The organism is Rhizobium sp. SYY.PMSO, from assembly GCF_046840415.1.
Classification (GTDB): Bacteria; Pseudomonadota; Alphaproteobacteria; order Rhizobiales; family Rhizobiaceae; genus Rhizobium.
Genome location: NZ_CP177349.1, coordinates 1,717,539 through 1,738,200, shown reverse-complemented (window position 1 = coordinate 1,738,200; position 20,662 = coordinate 1,717,539). Strand labels below are relative to the sequence as shown.

General features: G+C 61.4%; 19 protein-coding genes and 1 other RNA gene. 11 read left to right on the top strand and 9 right to left on the bottom strand.

The window, feature by feature from the left end; translation table 11 throughout:
- Positions 1–144 precede the first annotated feature (144 nt).
- Both ACJJVH_RS08415 and ACJJVH_RS08410 read left to right on the top strand, forming a co-directional pair.
- Positions 145–1,557, top strand: coding sequence for an FAD-linked oxidase C-terminal domain-containing protein (locus tag ACJJVH_RS08415; protein WP_113385517.1), 1,413 nt, complete (start codon positions 145–147; stop codon positions 1,555–1,557).
- A 249-nt stretch (positions 1,558–1,806) separates the two neighbouring features.
- Positions 1,807–5,580: an AsmA family protein gene (locus tag ACJJVH_RS08410; protein ID WP_412065073.1), complete on the top strand. Its 3,774-nt coding sequence runs from the start codon at positions 1,807–1,809 to the stop codon at positions 5,578–5,580.
- Positions 5,581–5,762: 182 nt separating this feature from the next.
- Here the strand turns inward: ACJJVH_RS08410 and ACJJVH_RS08405 are convergent, their stop codons facing one another.
- From ACJJVH_RS08405 to ssrA, 4 genes are all read right to left on the bottom strand, one after another.
- Complete coding sequence (locus ACJJVH_RS08405; RefSeq protein WP_113356883.1) at positions 5,763–5,975, bottom strand: ribbon-helix-helix domain-containing protein; 213 nt, start codon at positions 5,973–5,975, stop codon at positions 5,763–5,765.
- Positions 5,976–6,078: 103 nt separating this feature from the next.
- Positions 6,079–6,273: a DUF4169 family protein gene (locus ACJJVH_RS08400; RefSeq protein ID WP_112797914.1), complete on the bottom strand. Its 195-nt coding sequence runs from the start codon at positions 6,271–6,273 to the stop codon at positions 6,079–6,081.
- A gap of 53 nt (positions 6,274–6,326) precedes the next feature.
- A complete protein-coding gene (locus tag ACJJVH_RS08395) occupies positions 6,327–6,836 on the bottom strand; it encodes an SspB family protein (protein ID WP_112798188.1) in 510 nt (169 codons plus the stop codon).
- Positions 6,837–6,954: 118 nt separating this feature from the next.
- Positions 6,955–7,324, bottom strand: a transfer-messenger RNA (tmRNA) gene (gene ssrA, locus ACJJVH_RS08390).
- A 199-nt stretch (positions 7,325–7,523) separates the two neighbouring features.
- Between ssrA and ACJJVH_RS08385 the strand changes: the two genes are divergently transcribed.
- Positions 7,524–8,444: a thymidylate synthase gene (locus ACJJVH_RS08385; RefSeq protein ID WP_113356676.1), complete on the top strand. Its 921-nt coding sequence runs from the start codon at positions 7,524–7,526 to the stop codon at positions 8,442–8,444.
- Positions 8,445–8,503: 59 nt separating this feature from the next.
- Here the strand turns inward: ACJJVH_RS08385 and ACJJVH_RS08380 are convergent, their stop codons facing one another.
- Entirely contained in the window at positions 8,504–9,031 is a 528-nt protein-coding gene (locus tag ACJJVH_RS08380; protein WP_112798186.1) for a GNAT family N-acetyltransferase, read from the bottom strand.
- A gap of 297 nt (positions 9,032–9,328) precedes the next feature.
- On the opposite strand from ACJJVH_RS08380, the gene ACJJVH_RS08375 reads away from it, so the two are divergent.
- The 7 genes from ACJJVH_RS08375 to ACJJVH_RS08345 all read left to right on the top strand — a co-directional run bounded on the left by ACJJVH_RS08375 (position 9,329) and on the right by ACJJVH_RS08345 (position 15,594).
- Positions 9,329–9,895 carry an XRE family transcriptional regulator gene (locus ACJJVH_RS08375; RefSeq protein WP_113404786.1) on the top strand — a complete coding sequence of 189 codons (567 nt, stop codon included), beginning with the start codon at positions 9,329–9,331 and terminating at the stop codon, positions 9,893–9,895.
- 101 nt (positions 9,896–9,996) lie between these two features.
- Entirely contained in the window at positions 9,997–10,833 is an 837-nt protein-coding gene (locus ACJJVH_RS08370; RefSeq protein WP_113422973.1) for an NAD(P)-dependent oxidoreductase, read from the top strand.
- Positions 10,834–10,934: 101 nt separating this feature from the next.
- Positions 10,935–11,453 (top strand): dihydrofolate reductase, encoded by a 519-nt coding sequence (locus tag ACJJVH_RS08365; RefSeq protein WP_112797906.1) that lies wholly within the window; start codon positions 10,935–10,937, stop codon positions 11,451–11,453.
- 177 nt (positions 11,454–11,630) lie between these two features.
- Entirely contained in the window at positions 11,631–12,755 is a 1,125-nt protein-coding gene (gene hflK / locus ACJJVH_RS08360; RefSeq protein ID WP_113356885.1) for an FtsH protease activity modulator HflK, read from the top strand.
- Positions 12,755–13,693 carry a protease modulator HflC gene (gene hflC, locus ACJJVH_RS08355; RefSeq protein WP_112797904.1) on the top strand — a complete coding sequence of 313 codons (939 nt, stop codon included), beginning with the start codon at positions 12,755–12,757 and terminating at the stop codon, positions 13,691–13,693. The genes hflK and hflC overlap by 1 nt, the downstream gene beginning before the upstream one ends.
- Before the next feature lie 15 nt (positions 13,694–13,708).
- Positions 13,709–13,885 carry a hypothetical protein gene (locus ACJJVH_RS08350; protein ID WP_162751753.1) on the top strand — a complete coding sequence of 59 codons (177 nt, stop codon included), beginning with the start codon at positions 13,709–13,711 and terminating at the stop codon, positions 13,883–13,885.
- Entirely contained in the window at positions 13,885–15,594 is a 1,710-nt protein-coding gene (locus ACJJVH_RS08345; RefSeq protein WP_113356679.1) for a DegQ family serine endoprotease, read from the top strand. Before ACJJVH_RS08350 ends, ACJJVH_RS08345 begins: the two co-directional genes overlap by 1 nt.
- Before the next feature lie 3 nt (positions 15,595–15,597).
- On the opposite strand, the gene ACJJVH_RS08340 is transcribed toward ACJJVH_RS08345, so the two are convergent.
- The 3 genes from ACJJVH_RS08340 to serB are packed head-to-tail and all read right to left on the bottom strand — an operon-like array spanning position 15,598 to position 17,660.
- Positions 15,598–16,176 carry a GNAT family N-acetyltransferase gene (locus tag ACJJVH_RS08340; RefSeq protein WP_412065072.1) on the bottom strand — a complete coding sequence of 193 codons (579 nt, stop codon included), beginning with the start codon at positions 16,174–16,176 and terminating at the stop codon, positions 15,598–15,600.
- On the bottom strand, positions 16,173–16,736 hold the full coding sequence (locus ACJJVH_RS08335; RefSeq protein ID WP_113434806.1) for a GNAT family N-acetyltransferase: 564 nt from the start codon (positions 16,734–16,736) through the stop codon (positions 16,173–16,175). The genes ACJJVH_RS08340 and ACJJVH_RS08335 overlap by 4 nt, the downstream gene beginning before the upstream one ends.
- 33 nt (positions 16,737–16,769) lie before the next feature.
- On the bottom strand, positions 16,770–17,660 hold the full coding sequence (serB, locus tag ACJJVH_RS08330) for a phosphoserine phosphatase SerB (RefSeq protein ID WP_113385524.1): 891 nt from the start codon (positions 17,658–17,660) through the stop codon (positions 16,770–16,772).
- Positions 17,661–17,673: 13 nt separating this feature from the next.
- Between serB and miaA the strand changes: the two genes are divergently transcribed.
- Positions 17,674–18,555: a tRNA (adenosine(37)-N6)-dimethylallyltransferase MiaA gene (gene miaA, locus ACJJVH_RS08325; RefSeq protein ID WP_412065071.1), complete on the top strand. Its 882-nt coding sequence runs from the start codon at positions 17,674–17,676 to the stop codon at positions 18,553–18,555.
- A 13-nt stretch (positions 18,556–18,568) separates the two neighbouring features.
- On the opposite strand, the gene ACJJVH_RS08320 is transcribed toward miaA, so the two are convergent.
- Positions 18,569–20,602: an ATP-binding protein gene (locus ACJJVH_RS08320; protein ID WP_412065070.1), complete on the bottom strand. Its 2,034-nt coding sequence runs from the start codon at positions 20,600–20,602 to the stop codon at positions 18,569–18,571.
- Positions 20,603–20,662: the final 60 nt, after the last annotated feature.

Here is a 20,662-nt window from a genome sequence, read left to right as displayed (position 1 = left end):
AGCCGCTCGAACTTGCCGCCCGCGCCCTGGCCGAGGCAGGTTCAAGTTCGATCTTTTCATGACTGGACAGCGCCGCGCCGATGGCCCATAGAACCGATAAAAGGGTTAACGCCCCCCTGATGATCGCGATGGGAGATTCGGACTATGGTTCTGGCTGATGCGAAGGCGGGAACACGCAACGAGGCTGGGATATCAGCCGTTCTCGGCGTGCTGAAACAGGCTTTCGGAGAACGTTTCCAGACCGGCGAAAGTTTTCGCGCCCAGCATGCCCACACGACGACCTATATTCCGTCGCAGCTGCCGGACGGTGTTGTTTTCGCTGAAACCAGCGAGGATGTGCAGGCGGTCGTCAAGGCGTGCGCCGAACACAAGGTTCCGGTCATTCCTTTCGGAACGGGTTCGTCGCTGGAAGGTCAGGTGAATGCGCCGCAGGGCGGAATTTCCATCGATTTCAGCCGTATGAACCGTATTCTTGAAGTCAACGCCGAGGATCTGGATTGCACGGTCGAGCCCGGCGTCACCCGCGAGGAGCTCAATACCTATCTGCGCGACACCGGCCTGTTTTTCCCGATCGATCCCGGCGCCAATGCCTCGATCGGCGGCATGGCATCGACACGCGCCTCGGGAACGAACGCCGTGCGCTACGGCACCATGAAGGACAATGTGCTGTCCGTGACCGCCGTTACCGCCAATGGCGAGGAAATCCGCACCGCCCGCCGCGCCAGGAAATCGTCCGCCGGATACGATCTGACGCGCTTGTTCGTCGGTGCCGAAGGCACGCTCGGCGTGCTGACCTCGATCACCCTGCGCCTGCAGGGCATTCCGCAGAAGATCGCCGGCGGCGCCTGCGCCTTTCCGGACATCAAGGCGGCGTGCGACGCCGTCATCATGACGATCCAGATGGGCATTCCCGTCGCGCGCATCGAATTGCTGGACGCGATGCAGATGCGGGCCTGCAATCGCTATTCCGGCCTCACATACGACGAGAAACCAACGCTTTTCCTCGAATTTCACGGTACGGACGAGACCGTCGTGCTGCAATCGGCGCAATTTGCCGAAATCGCCGCCGAATGCGGTGGCGGCGAATTTCTCTGGACGAGCAATGCGGAGGAGCGCACCAAGCTCTGGAAGGCCCGCCATGACGCCTATTGGGCCTGCCGTGCGCTGGCGCCGGAACTGGCCGCGCTATCGACGGACGTCTGCGTGCCGATCTCGCGGCTGGCCGAATGCGTGGCGGAGACCCAGGCAGATATCGAGGCGCATGGTCTGCTGGCGCCGATCGTCGGTCATGCGGGCGACGGCAATTTTCATGTGCTTGTCCTGTTCGACGACAAGACCCCGGAAGGGATCGCTGTCGTCGAGGATTTCGTTGCGCGTCTCAATGCGCGTGCGCTGGCGATGGACGGCACATGCACGGGCGAGCACGGGATAGGGCAGGGCAAGATGGCGTTTCTCGAGCAGGAGCTCGGCGATGCCGTCGATCTGATGCGCCAGATCAAGGATGCGCTCGATCCGGATGCTATCTTCAATCCTGGGAAGATCTTCCGAAGGGACTGAAAGATGGAATATTTTCATGATCTTGGCTTGCTACCGGCGCGAATGGCGCTAGGCTGCAACCGTTCTTTTCCGGTTTTTGTCATGAAAAGCTGCATCTAAGCGCTAGATGGGGTGCAGGTCTCTGAAAAAGAGCTGCTGTCGCGGGCAGGGATCGGGTAGAACTGCGCATATTCCGGGTTAAGCCGTACATGCGCTCTGACGAACGACGGCTTGGCATGTGTTGGGAATGAAGATTGGAGACGGTGCGCATTGTTAGGTAAGGTCCTGGTTTTTCTGGGTGGGTTGCTGGTGGTGGTGCTGTTCGTGGCGCTGCTCGCTCCGCTCTTCATAGACTGGACCGATTTTCGCAAGAATTTCGAGGATCAGGCGAGCCGGATCATCGGCAAGAAAGTGACCGTTCACGGCACCGTCGATGCCCGCCTGCTGCCGTTCCCTTCCGTGACGCTGCATGACGTCCGTGTCGGCCAGGAGGCGGACGGCACGCCGCTGGTGCAGATTGCCGAATTCTCCATGGATGCCGAACTTGCGCCTTTCCTTTCCGGCGAAGCGCTGATTTTCGACATGCGCGTGTCGAAGCCCAAGGTGCGGCTGCGTCTGCTGAAAGACGGCACACTGGACTGGATGCGCGGCAGCCAGCCCGAGATTCCCGCCAAGTCCGTCGTGCTCGAGAGTGTTCACGTCGAAGATGGCGATATTCTCTTCATCGACGAGCAGACGGGTCGCACCCGGCATGTCACGGGCTTGAACGCCCAGATGTCGGCGCGGTCGCTTGCCGGGCCCTGGCGCATCGAAGGCGACGGGGCGCTCGACAACGAACATGGCAATTTCACGGTTTCCAGCAGCCAGCCCGACGACAACGGTGTTTTGCGCGTCCGCACCCGGCTGATGCCGGATCGCCATCCTCTCAATGTCGATCTCGACGGCGAGTTGAAGCTGGTCGACAGCAAGCCCGATTACATCGGTTCCTTCACCGCCGGCGTGAACGACAAGCAAGTCCACGATGTTGCCGATCAGAAGGCCCAGCCGCGTTTCAAGGGCCGTTTCGAGCTGACGAACGATCGCATTCGCGTGCCGGAATACCGCCTCGAAGTCGGCGCCGACGACGACCCTTATGTGGTTACCGGCGAAGCGACGCTGGATACCGGCTCCAAGCCGGAGTTTCTTCTGACGGCCGATGGGCAGCAGATCGACGTCAACCGCCTCGGCAACAACAAAGGCTCCAACGGCAAGACCAATCGCAACCCCGCGATCTCGGCGCGGCAGCGCCTGAACAACCTGATTGCCATCGCCGCCGAAATCCCGGTGCCTCAGGTCCCCGGCAAGGCGACTTTCCGGCTGCCGGCGATCGTCGCGGGGGACACGACCATCCGCGACGTGCAGCTCGATCTCGAGCCGGCGGGGACGGGGTGGAAGATCGATCACGCCGTCGGCACGCTGCCGGGACGCACGCAGGTCGAGGCGCGCGGCAATCTGATGCTGCAGGGCGAGCCGAACTTCATCGGCAATCTGGTGGTCGCATCCAACCAGCCCTCGGGGCTGTCGTCCTGGCTGGTGGGCTCCGTGGATCCGGCGATTCGCCAGCTGCGCCAGGCCGGTTTTTCCGCCGATGTCAGCCTGCGGCATGAAGAGCAACGCTTCGAGAACCTGGAGATCGCAATTGGTTCGGCCACGCTCAAGGGCCGGCTCGACCGTAAGGGAGGGACGGACAAGAACCCGCCGCAGCTCGCCGTCGACCTCATCGGCGATGCGCTCGATCTTGACGCGCTGCGGGCGCTGACGGGGCTCTTTACAGGCCAGGATAGCGGCGAAACCCTGTTCGATCACCGGATCACCGCGCATCTGCAGGCCGGGAAGTTCATGGCCTTCGGCGTGCCGGCCGAAGATGTCGATACGTCATTCTCCATCGCGGACGGCGCTCTTACGCTCGACAAGCTTTCGGTCCGCAACGTCGCTGGCGCCGAAATCACCGCAACGGGCCGCGCCGATGGTTCTCCTTCCGACTATAAGGGTTCGGGGGAGATCACCTTCAAGGCCGCCGATCCCGCGCCGTTCTTCGAAATGCTGCGCCAGCATCTGCCGCATCATCCCGTCATGGACAGGCTGGTGCGCAATGCGGCCTGGTATGGGAATACCGCCCTGCGCGGCGCCGTTACGCTTGGCGGCGATCAGGACAATGCGCTGACGGTCACGCTGGCCGGCGTTTCCAACGGCAGCCGCGTCAATTTCGACTACCGCATGTCCGATCTCTCGGCCTTCGCGGGCAAGGGCACGACCACGCTGGAAGGAACGCTGGAAAACTCGGTCACGTCGATCCTGTTCGGCCAGGCGGGGCTCGATCCCTTGCCGGTCGAGGCCGACGCCAATGGCCGCCTGACGCTGAAGGTGTCCGCCAGCGGCACCGACCCCGCCGATGCGGCATTGACCTTTGCGACCGACAAGACGTCGTTTACCGCGAACGGCAAGGTTGACGTGCGTCCCGATACTTTCCTCAACGGCACCATGGCGCTGTCGCTCGAAAGCGCCGATATCGATCCCTATTTCGTGATGAACGGCATCGGCATCCCGCAGATGGGCGCTGGCTTGCCGGTGAAATTCCAGGCCAATGCCGCGCTGAGCCCGGACAAGATCGTGTTTTCGGACATGAAGGGATTGTTTGCCGACAATAACATGTCCGGCACGCTGACCTTCGACCGAAAAGCGCCGAACCTCAAGGCGACGGGCGAACTCGTGCTCGACAAGGCCGATCTCAACTGGCTGGCGGAGGCTATCTATGGGCCCATAAGCGACCCGAAGACGGGCGCCCTAAACAAGGACAAGCTCGGCTTGCCTGCCTTCAGCGGCATGGACATCGGCGTCAAGCTGTCTGCAAAACAGGTATGGCCCGGCATATTCGGCCCCATCTCGAATTTCACCGCCAATGCGGCCTACAAGGGCGAAGAGTTGCGGCTGAACGATCTGACGGGGGGCTGGAACGGCGGCACGTTGGGAGGCAATGTGATGCTCGCCAATTCTGACGGCACGGGGTTGCTTCAGGCGAAGCTCAATCTCGCCAATGGCGACCTTGCAGCCGTTGCCTGGCAGCGTGATGGAGCACCGCTTGCGAGTGGCCGCTTCGGCCTTGCGATGAATGCCGAAGCAAGCGGCAAGAGCATCGCCGACCTTGCGGCAAACGCCAGTGGCTCGGGCGAGCTTCAGCTTGGCGAAACGCATGTGCGCGGCCTCAATCTCTCCGTCCTGCCGCCGCTGCTATCGGCGACGGATCAGATCCAGGGCGATATCACCGGCGCCAAGGTGTTGCCGATCGTCCAGACCTTGCTCAACAACGGCGAGGCGGTTCTGCCGGCGACGAACATACCCTTCAATATTTCCGCCGGAGTGGCGCGCGCAACGAACATCGCGGCCGGCAACGATCTGGCGAAGCTCTCCGGCAATGCCGAAATCAGCTTGCCGGACGAGCGTCTGCGCGGGTCTCTGGGCATCGATTTCAATGCGGGAGCCGAAGCGCAGAGCGGCGCAGAACCGGCTCTGCGCCTCGATTTCGCCGGGCCGCTGGCAACGCCGGGCCGAACACTCGATGTGACCGACGTGACAGGCTTCCTGTCGGTACGCGCATTCGAGCGCGAGCGCCGCCGCGTCGAGCGTCTGCAGGCCAATGTGCTTGAAAAGCAACGGCTGCGGCGCGAGGTGGCACTCTACAAATATACGGCAGGCATTCGGGAGGCCCAGCGCCAGCGCGATGCCGCCATCGAGCAGCAGCGCCGCGCCGAAGAGATCCGGCTGCGCGATCTGGCCAGGCAATCGGCTGCGCAAAAACAGGCGGAGGAGGAGGCGCGGGCCAAGCAGGCGGCGGAAGAGGCAGCAAAGGCCAAGGCCGCAGCAGAAGCCAAGGCAGCCGCAGAGGCCAAGGCAGCTGCAGAGGCGCGGGCCAAAGCCGATGCTCAACATGCGCCGGCCCAGAGCAGTCCTGCCCCGCAAACGACGGCGCCGCTGAATTTCAACGGCTTGCCCGGAGGGGCGCAGTAGAGACGGCGCCGGCTGACGGATTCGTATCTGGCGGCCCGAACGCACTCACAAGGGCACTGGTGCCCATGCAACGAGCATCGACGCCGGCCCCGCCCTTCACTGAATCTCCAAGCCGTTCCATCTCTTCGTTTTTTGACGCAATTCCGAACGGAAAATCGCTCCGCACTTTTCCTGGAATTGCTCTAGTTGCGATCCTTCAGCCATTTGAGGACATAAAGGCGAAGCGCCGACGAGAGGTTGCTGCCGGCCTCGCGACCGTCGTCTATCTCCGAGATCAGCGCTGCGAGCGACGTGCCGCGCGCGCTGGCGATAGCCTTCAGTTCTGTCCAGAAGGCATCCTCAAGGGAAAAGCTCGTGCGATGGCCATGCAGCGTCGCGGAATGTTTACGGATCATCGGCGGATCGATCAAAAATCGGAAATGGAGGGATGTTTCTGAAAGTGATTCAAAATGCAGGCGTAAGCAACTGATTTCGGAAGTTTTTATGCCGGAATAAAAATTAGTCTTCGGTCTTCGGAGTCTCGATTCGGCCCGCTTCGTGCGTTTTCGCGGTCTTCTCGTTGAGCGCCTTCGTCAGCGTCTTTTCGGCTTTGGTGCGGCCGAAGGCGATGCGGTTCTGCTCGGCTTGTTTTTCCTTGTCCGAGCGGGCCTGCTTCTTGCGAAACTGACGCAGATTGACGATTTCGGCGCTCATCGATCTCCCCGTTGAATACGGAAAAGGGGAAGCGAACGCTTCCCCCGCCATGCCTACTGCTTCTTGCGGAATGCGTCGAGAGAGACGACCGATCCCGGCTTCTTTTCCTCGCCTTCCTTGGCCGTAGCCGCAGGTGCTTCCTCGCCCTCGGCCGGCACCGGGTAGGCGGTGATTTCGCTCGAAGGGATTTCCTCCTCGTCGGCGAGCGGCACGTCGAACTCCAGCTCGAAGTTGACGGAAGGGTCGTAGAAGCCGCGAATGGCGTTAAAGGGCACGACCAGCTTTTCCGGAACGTCGGAGAAGGAGAGGCCGATTTCGAACTGGCTTTCGGTAATTTTAAGATCCCAGAACTGATGCTGGATGACGATGGTCATCTGCTCCGGATACTTCGCCTTCAGGTGCTGCGAAATGCGCACGCCGGGAGCGCCGGTCAGAAAGGTAATGAAGAAATGGTGATCGCCGGGCAGGCGGCCCGTGGCGCCGACTTCGGTCAACACCTTGCGGATCACTCCACGCAGGGCGTCCTGTGCCAAAATGTCGTAGCGGATATGATCCTGCCCCATGCTTTCCTGTCTTTCGTTGGCCATGTTTTTGTAAGGCTTATGCCACGCTGAACGCCACCGGAAAAGCCCTATGCGCGAGTCATCGCTTGGTCGTCTATAATATAGCACTGGAGAAGAAGGTGAAGGCTTCTGTTGCCAGGTGCCTTCGGACCCCGCCTAAGAGTGCGACCCCTTAGGACTTTATTTGAAGTGTCACACCGCGATTAAGCAGCGAGACGAGCTTCCGCATAGTTGTCGTTTGCAACTACAATTTTAGCCCGATAACGGTGGTACAATGCCGAGCAAAAAGTCGATCTTTACACCCTTGTCGATCCTGTTTCGCCCCCATCAAAAGCCGGTCCGACGCAAGTCTGCCGACCGGTTTTTGGTGGAGGCGCCGGGTACCGCCCCCGGGTCCAATAGGTTTATTACACCGCTTGTTTATCGCCATAGCCGGTCCGAAGACCGGCATGGCTGATATAGTGTTTTCCGCAGGCGATGGGAAGGGGAATTGTCATAAATGCTTCGCGCAAACATCGGTTTGCGTCGCGTGATGCGAGAATTGCCTGAATTACTTTGCGGCATGGTTGGTTTTGCACCGGCTTGTCACTAAAATCGCGAAAAAGGAATCGGCCGGGCACGCGGCGGCAGGCAGCTGCTGACGGCATCCGTGCTATCCGGAAACCTCAAGCGATTTCGGAGCGGAAGATGGCTCGTCACCCGGAGTATCAATATCTCGACCTGATGGCGCACCTGCTCGAGCACGGGGATCGCCGCATCGACCGGACCGGCGTCGGCACTCTGAGCGGCCTCGGCGCGATGATGCGCTTCGACCTTTCGACGGGGCAGATTCCGATCTTCACGACGAAGCGCGTCTACTGGAAGCTCGCGGTCAAGGAAATGCTCTGGTTCCTGACCGGCGATACCAACATCCGCAATCTCCTGAAGGAGAATGTGCGGATCTGGACCGATTGGCCTTTGGCGAAATATCGTAAGGTCACGGGAGAGGATATCGATCAGCCGGCCTTCGAGAAGCGGGTTCTGGAGGATGAGGCTTTCGCTCTCCAATGGGGCGATCTCGGCCCGGTCTACGGCAAGCAATGGCGGCAATGGCGCGATGCCGAGGGCCGGGTGCACGATCAGCTCGCTGCGGTGATCAACGATCTCAAATCCAATCCCAGCAGCCGCCGCATGATTTTCCATGCCTGGAACGTCGGCGAGCTGGCCGATATGGCGCTGCATCCCTGCCATATGGTCTATCAGTTTCACGTATCGAACATATCGGCCGAGGGCGGCAGGCGGCCGCGCCTCAGCCTGATGGTCTTTCAGCGCTCATGCGATCTGTTCCTGGGCAACCCCTTCAACATCTGCCAGCAGGCGGCATTGCTGGCCATGGTGGCGCAGCAGGTCGATATGGATATGGGCGAACTGGTCTGGTCGGGCGGCGACGTGCACCTTTATCTCAACCACCTGGATGCGATCCGGGAACAGCTCAGCCGCGAGCCGCGGCCGTTCCCGACCTTGCGCCTGCTGCGCCGGCCCGGCAGCATCGACGAATATCGCATCGAGGATTTCGAGGTTGCCGGCTACGAGCCGCATGCCGCGATCGCGGCCGAGGTCGCGGTGTAGAGCAATTCCAGCAAAGTGCGCGGCGGTTTTCCGTCCGATTCGAAAATAAGCGGAAGCGGTTAGGCGGCCGGGCCGGAATCCGGGTCTTCCCGCCGGTCGAGAAGCAGTTGCAGGAATGCCAGATCGAGCCAGCGTCCGAATTTGGTGCCGACCTCGGGAAGAAGGCCGACCTGCTGGAAGCCGAGCTTTTCGTGGAGCCTGATCGACGCCACGTTGCCGGCCTCTATGCCAGCGACCATCGCATGCTTTCCGATGTTCCGGGCGCGCTCGATCAGCTCGATCATCAGCGCCTTGCCGATGCCGCCTCGATGTTGGTCATTGCGGACATAGACGGAATGCTCGACCGTATGGCGATAGCCGTCGAAGGCGCGCCAGTCGCCGAACGAGGCGTAGCCGACCACATCGCCGCGATCGTCGGCAGCCACCAGCACCGGATAGCCCAATTTGTGCCGATCCTGCAGCCATTGCCTGCGATTGTCGATGTCGACCTGCGTCTCGTTCCAGATCGCGGCGGTATTGGCGACGGCGTCGTTGTAGATCGCGGTTATTCCGGCGAGGTCTTCCTCTCTCGCATCGCGAATTTGCATCGGCGGCTCCGTTGGTATCCACCAGGTCGGCTGGATTTGTCGTTTGCTGATATCGCCTGTCATACACCGATTTGGATAGCTGTCCACTATATTGTTACAGGAATTCTGGCGGGCCATAATCGGTGTCGACGGTAAAGGCCGTTATCGACCTGGTAAAATATCATTATATTTCAATGATAGACGAATTTATCAAAGAATGGCGAGTTTGATTTTTGTGTCGCTCGGCTTCGCTGATGCTCATGTTTGGCGGCATGGGGTCGATTGTCATTCCTGCGGGCGTCCACTATAATAAAACGCATGTCTCACCTTGACGATATCGACAGGCGCATTGGCGCGCGCATCCGCATCGAACGGGAAAGCCGCGGCTGGTCGTTGACGGAGCTGGCGGAGCGCTCAGCCGTTTCCCGTGCCATGATCCACAAGATCGAACGCGGGGAGAGCAGCCCGACGGCGATGCTGCTCGGCAAGCTTTCCGGCGCCTTCAGCCTCAGCATGTCGACGTTGATGGCGCGCGCCGAGATGCAGCAGGGGCGATTTCTCAGCAAGGAAGAACAACCTGTGTGGGTCGATCCGCAGACGGGTTACGAACGGCGGCATGTCTCCCCGAAGTCGGATCTGCCGCTGGACCTCGTGCGCATCGAGCTGCCAGCGGGCGCGGAAGTTCCGATGCCCGCATCGGCTTATGCCTTCATGCGGCAGCTCATCTGGATATTGGAGGGACGGCTGACGTTTCACGAAGGCGATGCCAGGCATTTCATGGCTGCGGGCGATTGCCTTGAGCTCGGCCCGCCGACCGATTGCGTCTTCAGGAATGAAAGCGGAGGGCCTTGCACCTATGCCGTGCTCGTTCTTCGCAACGCATGAGGAAGGACGCTAAACTTAGCGTGGCTGCACGGCATGCCACTCGTCCGGCTCGGCGTTAGGCGGTATGTTGCCATCTCCCTTATGCGAAAAGGAGGTCGCCGGTGGAGATCGCAGTTATCGGGGCCGGTGCGATGGGCAGCGCCATCGCCAGGCGTTTGGTTGAAAACGGGGTGAGGGTCGTCACCTGTCTGGAGGGGCGTTCGCCGGCGACCGTCGAGCGGGCGAGGGCTTCGGGCATGGAGCCTGTCGGGTTGGACGCCGTTGTCGCTTCGCGCCTCATTCTGTCCATCGTGCCGCCCGCCCAGGCCGTCGTCGTCGCCGGGCAGGTCGCCGCCGGGATGCGCCGCGAAGGTGTCAGGACGACATTCATGGACTGCAACGCGATTTCGCCGCAGACCATGGCCGAGGTCGCGGCGATCTTCGGCAGCGACTGCGGCGCGGTTCTCGACGGCTCCATTATCGGCGGCCCGCCGAAGTCCGGTCAGAAGGGGCCGAAGCTCTACGTCAGCGGCGATGCGGCCAACGACAGCGGTGTGCTTGCTCATCATGGGCTTCAGGTTCGCCGCATCGATGGCGCCATCGGCGCGGCCTCGGCGTTGAAGATGTGTTATGCCGGCATCAACAAGGGTGTGACCGGTCTGGGCACGGCCATGCTGCTCGCGGCGATCCGTTCTGGCTCGGATGCCGCCCTGAAGCGAGAGCTGCAGGAGAGCCTGCCCGATCTCTATGCGAAGCTGGCTCACGGCATTCCGGACATGTATCCCAAAGCCTATCGCTGGGTTGCGGAGATGGAGGAGATTTCGGATTTCCTCGGCGAGGACGATCCCGCCGCGCTGATATTCAGGGGCATGGCCGGGCTCTATCGAAAGATGGCAGAGGATCGAGAAGGCGGAGGTGTGCTGGCGGCTCAGCTCGACAGGCTCAATAACGACGTTTGAAGCAGGCGTGAGGAGCCTTCCATCTCCCGCCACGCCCATCATGATGTAAAGTCGTCGGGCCGACTCGCACCGGCGTCGCTGATGTGGACTGAGGGAGATGCATGACCCAACCGAGCAAGACCATCGTCGTTGCCGTATCGCGCAACGGTATCATCGGGCGCGAAGGCGATATGCCCTGGCGGTTGTCATCCGATCTCAAGCGCTTCAAGGCGATGACCTTGGGCAAGCCGGTCATCATGGGGCGCAAGACGTTCCAGTCGATAGGCAAGCCCTTGCCCGGCCGGCCGAATGTCGTCATCACGCGCGACGCCGGCTTTTCGGCCGACGGGATCGTGGTGGCCCATTCGCTCGATGAAGCGATCGCGGCCGCGTCCCGTCTCGCCGAAGAAAGCAATTCCGACGAGATCTGTATCCTGGGCGGCGGGGAAATCTATCGGCAGGCGATCGGTCTCGCCGATCGGTTGCTGATTACCCATGTCGAGGCGGATGTGGAGGGCGATACGGCCTTTCCAAGGATCGATCCCGCCATCTGGCAGGCCGATAGCGAGCTTGCCGTGCCGGCTGGCGAAAAGGATACTTATCCGACGCGTTTCGTTAGCTATTTCAGGCGAAAAGCGTAAAAGCTGCCCCCGAAAATCAAATATTTTCCAATGAATCCGACGAACTTCCTGAAGTCGCGTTGAAAGCAGGTGCTTCGATACCTATAACGGGAAACAATCGCTGCCGCCTGTGGATTTCGAGCCATGAATTTCGCGGATTCGGCGCGATGCTGGGAGTCAACAAACAAAGAGGTTTTGATGCCTTGGAGCAATCAGAATGGCGGCGGCGGCGGCCCGTGGGGCGGCGGTGGCGGCGGAAATAATCAGGGACCTTGGGGGCAAGGACCGAACCGGCCGCGCGGAAGCGGCAACGGAGGGCCTCCGGATCTCGAGGATATTATTCGTCGCGGCCAGGACCGGTTGAAGGGTTTCGTGCCCGGTGGCTTCAATGCGGGCGTCGTCCTCATCATCATTGCGGTGATTGCCGTTTTCTGGCTGATCCAGTGCATCTACACGGTGCAGCCCGACGAGCGCGGCGTGGAGTTGCGTTTCGGCAAGCCGCGCGAGGAAGTCTCGATGCCCGGCCTGCATTTCCATTTCTGGCCGATCGACCGCGTTGAATTCGTGAAAATCACGGAACAGCAGCGAAATATCGGCGGACGCTCCAGCGCCGGTTCGACTGCCGGTCTGATGCTGACGGGCGATCAGAACATCGTCAACGTGCAGTTCTCGGTCCTCTATTCCGTGACCAACCCGCAATCCTATCTCTTCAATGTCGAAAGCCCCGACGAAACACTGCAGCAGGTAGCCGAAAGCGCCATGCGCGAGATCGTCGGCCGTCGTCCCGCACAGGACATCTATCGCGACAACCGTCAGGAAATCGCGGTCCAGGTGCGGAACATTATCCAGGATACGATGGACCGCTACGGCGCCGGCATTTCCATTACTGCCGTGCCGATCGAGGACGTGTCGCCGCCGCGCGAGGTTGCGGATGCGTTCGACGAAGTCCAGCGTGCCGAGCAGAACGAAGACCAGCAGGTGGAAGAGGCCAATCAGTACGCCAACCAGAAGCTCGGTCAGGCGCGCGGTCGCGCGGCGCAGATTCGCGAAGAAGCTGCCGCCTACAAGGATCGTATCGTGAAGGAGGCGCAGGGTGAGGCGCAACGCTTCATCTCCATCTACGACGAATACGTCAAGGCGCCGGAAGTGACCCGCAAGCGGCTGTTCCTTGAAACCATGGAGTCCGTCATCGGCAATTCCAACAGCATCATCATCGACGACAAGCAGGGTGTCGTGCCTTACCTGCCGCTGAGTGAAATCGGCAAGCAGTCCACGACGCAGGCAGGCAAGCCCGCCGCTGCAACTCAGCCGGAGGCCAAATAATGACGTCCAGCCGTTTGCCAGCCATTCTCATCGCGCTCGCGGTGATCCTGCTGCTCATCTATTCGTCGGTGTTCGTGGTCAATGCCCGCGAGCAGGCCATCGTCCTGCGCTTCGGCCAGATCCGCGAGGTCAAGACGGAACCGGGCCTGTATTTCAAGCTACCCTTCGCCTTCATGGATGCCGACCGCGTTCAATACATCCAGCAGCAGGAGCTGCGTTTCGATCTGGACAACATTCGCGTTCAGGTTTCGGGCGGCAAGTTCTATGAGGTCGATGCTTTCGTCGTCTACAAGATCGCCGATGCCCGGAAGTTCCGGGAGACGGTGTCGGGTGATCGCGATGCGGCGGAATCCCGCCTGAGAACCCGCCTCGATGCTTCGCTGCGCCGTGTCTACGGTCTGCGCAGCTTCGATGCGGCACTCTCCAGCGAGCGTGCGTCCATGATGACGGAAGTTCGCGACGACCTGCATCGCGATGCGGAAACGCTCGGCCTCAATATCGAGGACGTCCGTATCCGCCGCACCGACCTGACGCAGGAAGTGTCGCAGCAGACCTATGACCGCATGAAGGCCGAGCGATTGGCGGAAGCCGAATTGATCCGCGCCCGCGGTAACGAAGAAGGCCAGCGCCGCCGCGCGATCGCGGATCGCCAGGTCGTCGAGATCGTCGCGGATGCGCAGAAGGATTCGGAAATCCTTCGCGGTCAGGGCGAAGCCGAGCGCAACGGCATCTTTGCCGATGCATCGCAGCGCGATCCGAACTTCTACGAGTTCTATCGCTCGATGGCCGCCTACAACAAGGCGCTTGGCTCGGGCGGCAAGACGCTGGTTCTGCCTCCCGACAAGTCGGACTTCTTCAAGTTCTTCGACAGCCCTGCGGGTTCCGCGCCCAATTCCACGACGCCGGCGTTGGCAAATCCGACGGTGCCTGCGAACTAAGTGCCGATTCAAGGAATGGAAGGGCTGCCTCAGGGCGGCCCTTTTCTTTATGGCGGATTGCATCACCTTTACCATGTCGGCAGCGGCGGCATTGAGGTTCGGGGATTTCGCAAAAAGGTGATTTCACGCTTCATCATTCCGCCTTATGTTGATGCTTATACAAGATTTCCCTTTCTCGATGAGGATGCCTGATGGCTTCGACCAACCGCCTGCCTTTCAGCCGTTCGTTTGCCTTGCTCGCGAGCATGGCGCTGATTGCCGGTCCTGTTGCTGGCGTTAGCGAACAGGCTTATGCGCAGACGCAGAACAGCGGTGCGGCCGCGGGTGCCCAGGCGCCGGCCACCACCGATAACCAGACGCCGCCGGCAGCATCGCCCAAGATAACGGGGAACCCGGCAATGAACGCCGGGCCGGAATCGGTTGCCGATCTCGCCTCCGGACTGCTCGACGCCGTCGTCAACATTTCCACGTCGCAGAAGGTGAAGGACGAGGGCGACGGGCCGGCGACGCCGAAGGTGCCGGACAACTCGCCCTATCAGGACTATTTCAACGATTTCTTCAACAACAAGAAAGACGACAACAGCAACCGCAAGGTGAGCTCGCTCGGCTCCGGCTTCGTCATCGATCCCGCCGGCTACATCGTCACGAACAATCACGTCATCGAAGGCGCCGACGACATAGAGGTGATTTTTCCGAACGGCACCAAGCTGAAAGCGAAGCTGATCGGCACCGATACGAAGACCGATCTTTCGGTCCTGAAGGTCGAGCCGAAGCATCCGCTGACCGCAGTGAAATTCGGCGATTCCTCCAAGATGCGGATCGGCGACTGGGTGATGGCGATCGGCAATCCCTTCGGTCTCGGCGGGTCCGTGACCATCGGTATCGTCTCGGCGCGGGGCCGCAACATCAATGCCGGCCCCTATGACAACTTCATCCAGACGGATGCGGCGATCAACAAGGGCAATTCCGGCGGTCCGCTCTTCAACATGAAGGGCGAGGTGATCGGCATCAACACCGCCATCATTTCCCCAAGCGGCGGCTCGATCGGCATCGGTTTTGCCGTGCCTTCCGAGCTGGCGGAAGGCGTCGTCAATCAGCTCCGGGATTTCGGCGAGACTCGCCGCGGCTGGCTCGGCGTGCGTATCCAGCCGGTGACGGACGATGTCGCCAGCAGTCTTGGCCTGGCCGACGCCAAGGGCGCGCTCGTGGCGGGGGTCATCAAGGGCGGCCCCGTCGACAACGGCTCGATCAAGGCGGGCGATGTGATCCTGAAATTCGACGGCAAGGACGTGGACGAGATGCGCGACCTGCCGCGCGTCGTTGCCGAAAGCCCCGTCGGCAAGGAAGTCGATGTCGTCATCTATCGCGATGGCAAGGAACAGACCGTGAAGGTCACGCTGGGCCGGCTGGAAGACAGCGATCAGGCCGCCGCGGCAAGCACCGACAAGAACAAGAAGCCGCAACTCGCGCCGGACGATAACGGCAACGGCGGCGTCATCAATCCCGACGACGGCGACGAGGGCAGCGATGACGGCATGGATGGGCAAGACCAGGGAGAGGACCCGCAGCAGTCTCCGCAGGCTCAACCGCAGGCGCAGACAAGTGCGACCGTGCTGGGCATGAAGCTGGCGACGCTGAGCGCCGAGAACCGCAAGAGTTTCGGAATTGCCGATAGCGTCGACGGTGTCGTCATCACGGAAGTCGCGGCGGGTTCGGCGGCAGCGGAAAAAGGGTTGAAGCCGGGCGACGTCGTCGTGGAAGTCGCCCAGGAATTCGTCCAGACCCCGAATGCCGCTTCGGAAAAGGTGGCCTCGCTGAAGCGTGAAGGCCGCCGCAATGCGCAGATGATGATCGCGTCTCCGAATGGTGACTTGCGCTTCATCGCCGTCGCGCTGGAGTAGAATTCAGCCTTCGATGTGCCTGATCTGCCGCAAGCGCCATTCGGTGGCGCTCAGGCGATGGACGATGTGCCGCTTCAGATGCGGATGCGTATCCGGAATTTGCGGATGGTCGAAATCGCAGGCGGGATCGCGCTGCATGCCGATCTTGCGCATCACCGCCAGCACGCGCCTGTTGTCATGGACGGAGATCGACAGGATTTCCTCAAGCTTCAGGACGTTGAAAGCGTAGCGCGCCAGCGCCACGCCGGCCTCGGTCGCATAACCGTTGCCCCAATGGCGTGTCGAGAGCCGCCAGCCGATTTCGACGGCATCTTTCGGTAAATGAGGCTCAAGCTGCAATCTGGACAGTCCGCAGAAGCCGATTGCCTCGCCGCTATCCCTCAATACCATGACCAGAAGCTCGAAGCCGGGTTCGGGCGTCAGGTTCCGGATCAATCCGAAGATGGAATCGGCATCCTCGCGGCTGCGGCGGAACGGAAAGAATTCAAGGACGGCCGGATCCGTGCTGAGTTCATGAAACAGTTCGCGATCTTCTTGCGCGCATGGCCGGAGAATCAGCCGAGGCGTTTCGATGAAGATCATCGCCCGGAGCGCCATTCGGCGGTCGTCAGGCGATAGAGCACATGCCGCTTCAGATGAGGATGCGTAGCGGGGACGCCGGGGTGATCGAAATCCCCGCCCTCGACCCGACGCATGCCGATCCGCTCCATTACCGCCGTCGATCTGGCATTGTCATGCACGGCGAAGGAAACGATCTCGCCGGCGCCGAGCCGCTCGAACGCATGGGCGAGAAGCGCGCGAGCCGCCTCTGTTACGAAGCCTTTGCCCCAGAAGCGCGCGGCCAGCCGCCAGCCGATCTCCAGCGTGCCTTTCGGGATATGGGGTTCGAGATGATCGACGCGCGCCAGCCCGCAAAAGCCGATCGTTTCGCCGCTCGCCTTTTCTTCCAGAGCAAAGAAACCGAGCCCGGTGCCGGCGATCATTGCATGAACGCGATCGAAAAAGACGTTCGCTTCGTCGCGATCGCGGCGAAACGGGAAAAATTCCATGACGGCCTCGTCGGAGTTGATCTCGTAGACAAGTTCGCGATCCGTTTCGCGCCAGTTGCGGATGATGAGGCGGTCGGTTTCGGCGATGATCATCTGCGGCCTCCGGTTTCAGCGATCCACGCCGGTCTATGGTTTGATGAAATCCGTCTTGCGATAGCCCTGGATGTAGAGCAGGGCGGTCAGGTCGCCATGGTCGATACGCATCCTGGCCTGCGCCGAGACTGTCGGCTTGGCGTGGAGCGCGACGCCGGAGCCGGCAAGCTGAAGCATGCCCAGATCGTTGGCGCCATCGCCGACGGCCAGGGCATCGTCGGCGGAAATGCCGAGTTTGTCGGCGATATCGTTGAGCGCGTCCACCTTGGCCTGCTTGCCGAGGATCGGTTCCGCGACGAAGCCGGTGAGCGAGCCGTTTTCTTCCAGCAGGATATTGGCGCGGTTTTCGTCGAAGCCGAGGGTGGCGCCGATCCGGCTGGTGAAGACGGTGAAGCCGCCGGAAACGAGAGCGGTATAGTACCCCTTCGCCTTCATCGTGGCGATCAGTTCGGGCCCGCCCGGTGTCAACGTGATGCGCCTGGCGATGACATCGTCGACGACGGAAAGCGGCAATCCCTTCAACAAGGCCACACGCTCCCGCAGGGCCGGCTCGAAGGCGATCTCGCCGTTCATGGCGCGCGCGGTTATTTCGGCAACCTTGTCCTTGAGGCCGACTTCGGCGGCCAGTTCGTCGATGCATTCCTGGCCGATCATGGTGGAGTCCATGTCGGCAATCAGCAGTTTCTTGCGGCGGGTTTCCGTTTCCTGGATCACGAGATCGATCCGTTCGCTGCCGATGACCGCCAGAATATTGGCCTCCGCCGCCTGCAAATCTGTATCGTCGCGGAGCGCGATATCGCAGGCGATGCCGTCGGCCAGCCAGTAGAGTCCGGACGCCTTGACGGCTTCGGCCGCCTGCTCGGCGATGGCCGGAACAAGAACGGGGTTTGACGGATTGGCAATAAGCGTGGCAACGAAGGCCATGAGCAGAAACCTTATGAGCAATATCGACGCGATCCTGATAACCGGGCCGACCGCGAGCGGCAAGTCCGCGCTGGCGGTTGAATTGGCCCGTTCGCATGATGGCGTCGTCATCAATGCCGACAGCATGCAGGTCTACGACACACTGCGCGTGCTGACCGCACGTCCCTCCGAGGTCGACATGCAGGGTATTCCGCATCATCTCTATGGGCACGTTCCCGCGGGGCAAGCCTATTCCACCGGCGTCTGGCTGCGCGAGGCCAGGGCACTGGTCAAGCAGCTCCGCGATGAGGGGCGAATGCCTGTGTTCGTCGGAGGCACCGGCCTCTATTTCAAGGCGCTGACGGGCGGGCTTTCCGACATGCCCGAGATCCCGCCGGAGGTTCGCAATCGTCTTCGCGGCCGTTTGCTGGCGGAAGGGGCGGAAGCCTTATACCGCGAGCTTGCGGAGCGAGACGGTGCCGTTGCCGAAACCCTGAACCCGCAGGACGGGCAACGCATCGTCCGCGCGCTGGAAGTGGTCGAGGCGACGGGCCGGTCGATCGCGGCCTTTCAGGGCAAGACCGGACCGATGGTCGTCGATGCGGATCGCGCACGGAAGATCGTGGTGCTGCCGGAGCGGGCCCTGCTGCATGAGCGTATCAACAGCCGTTTCGAAAAGATGCTGGCGACGGGTGCCGAAGACGAGGTGAGGGGCCTGCTGGCGCTGAATCTGCCACCGGAGATGCCGATCATGAAGGCGATCGGCGTATCGCAGATCGCCGCGATGCTGAAGGGTGCGATGACGCGAGAAGAAGTGATCGAGACCGGAGCTGCGGCGACGCGGCAATATGCCAAGCGGCAGATGACCTGGTTCCGCAATCAGATGGACGAGAGCTGGGAGCGTCTGAGCCCGTAAGCGCGATCGTCCGTCAATCCTTGTCGTAGAGGCTGCTCAGCGGCTTCTTCAAGATGCTGTCGCGCAGCGACAGTCCAGGTTCCCGCCGCAGCGACGGCAAAGGCTCCCTTGTCGGCATCGGCCGTGGGCTCGGCGTCTCGTCGCTGCGGAATTCGCGGCGCAGCTCCGCAAGCCTGCTGTCTATCGATGTCGGCATCGGGGCGGTTGTGTGTTGCGCGGTCGTGCGCGGCAGCATGTCGGCGCGATAGGGCTCGATCGATGCCGAACCCGGCCCGGCTTGATATTGGGCCGCCTGTGCGGGCGGCGGGTCGCCGAATTCGTTCCTGATCTCGGCCGCAGTCTCCGCAGGGGCAATATGGTTTTGTTGCAAAGCGCCGACATCGGGTGCTGAAATCGAGCGCATGCGTCCGACGATGGTCCGCAGATCGACCGTATCGGGCGAATCCTCGCTGGCTTTGGCCGTGCTGCCGCTGGCTTTCGGGATTAAGTACTCATCGACGCGGGAGAAGCGCATGCGCATCGGAACGGTAATGGCCTCGCCGAAGGCGATGGCTTCGCCATTGCCTATCGACGACAGGAAGCTGGTCGTCGAGATGGAGGAATTCGGTATGGCCGAGCGGATGATTTCCTGGTCGCGGTCGTTGGCGAGGCGCATGGCGAAGAGCGTCGAGCACTGCGACAGGATCGTCTGGTCGAGTTCGCCCGGGCGCTGGGTGATGATACCGAGCGATACGCCGTATTTGCGGCCTTCCTTGGCGATGCGGGCGATGGCCTGGCGCGTCGGGAAGAAGCCGAGCGTCGGATCGGCGGGAATATAGCGGTGCGCTTCCTCGCAGACGACAAGCATATGGATCGCGCCGTCGCTCCAGAGCGCCAGCTCGAACGCCATGCGGCACAGGACCGAGGCGACGGAATTGATGACTTCGGAGGGAATGCCGGCAAGCTGGAAGGTGCAGATCGGCTTGCCATCGCCCGGAATGCGGAAGATCTTGGCGATCGTCTCCATGATCGTATCGGTGATCGTATTGTTGGAGAACATGAAGTGATAGCGCGGATCGTTGATCGCCGAGATGATGCGCATCTTCAACGAGCGCAGGTGCGGCTTTTCCTGACGGCCTTCGAGCCGCCCGATGCGCTCGTCGATGAGTGCCAGGAGATCGGCCATGCGGTAGGGGATCGGCGTATCTGCCGTCACGGACGACTTTTCGGTCTGTCGGCGCATCAGCGTCGAATCGCTGCCGCGGAAGGCGCGTCTGGCATCCGGAATGAGATCGCGCAGCGCATCGAGCTCTTCGGGCACCGCCGGGCGGCCGCGGAAGACGACTTCGCTGAGCTCTTCCAGCCGCATCAGCCAGAAAGGCAGGTCGAGCGTGTCGGTGTCGATGACGACGGCGTGGCGGGGAAAGGCGGCGGCAAACTCGTTGTGCGGGTCGAGGATCAGCACGCGCAGTTTCGGATCGGCGCCGATCGCCTTGTTCAGCAGCAGCGAGACGGCCGTGGATTTGCCGACGCCGGTCGAGCCGACGACGGCGAAATGCTTCGACAGCATCGAAGGAATATGGATGGCGGCGTCGATGCTTTCGTCCTGGGTCAGTTTGCCGATGACGCAGCTGTTGCCTTTTCCGGCATCGAAGATACGCATGAGGTCGGCCGCGCGGATGCGGTGCGCGACGGCTCCGAGATAGGGATAGGCGGAGATGCCGCTCGAAAACTCTTCCCGCCCATCGGGTCCGATGCGGACCTCGCCCAACAGCTCGACTTCGATGCGGAAGAGGTTGTCCTGTCCTTCGCCCCAGCCCGTATGGTCGGTATTCATGGAGTAGACGAGGGCGGCAACGCGGTTCTTCCCGACGCTGATGGAAATCAGCCTGCCGACCGACCAGAGTTCCGTCAGATCGGTGCCGCCTGCCTCGGCGACGGCGGCAATCGTCGCGCGCGAGCCGCTGCACGCGACGACGCGGCCGAGAAAGCGATTCCCCGGCTTCAATCTGTCGCGGCGGTCAAAATCTCCAGCATTGCCGGACGTCTGCAGATCGTTATTGAGCAAACGGCTACCCCAAGCGTTTAGGGGCCGAAGCATAGAGACGGCGGCTTAACAAAACCCTGT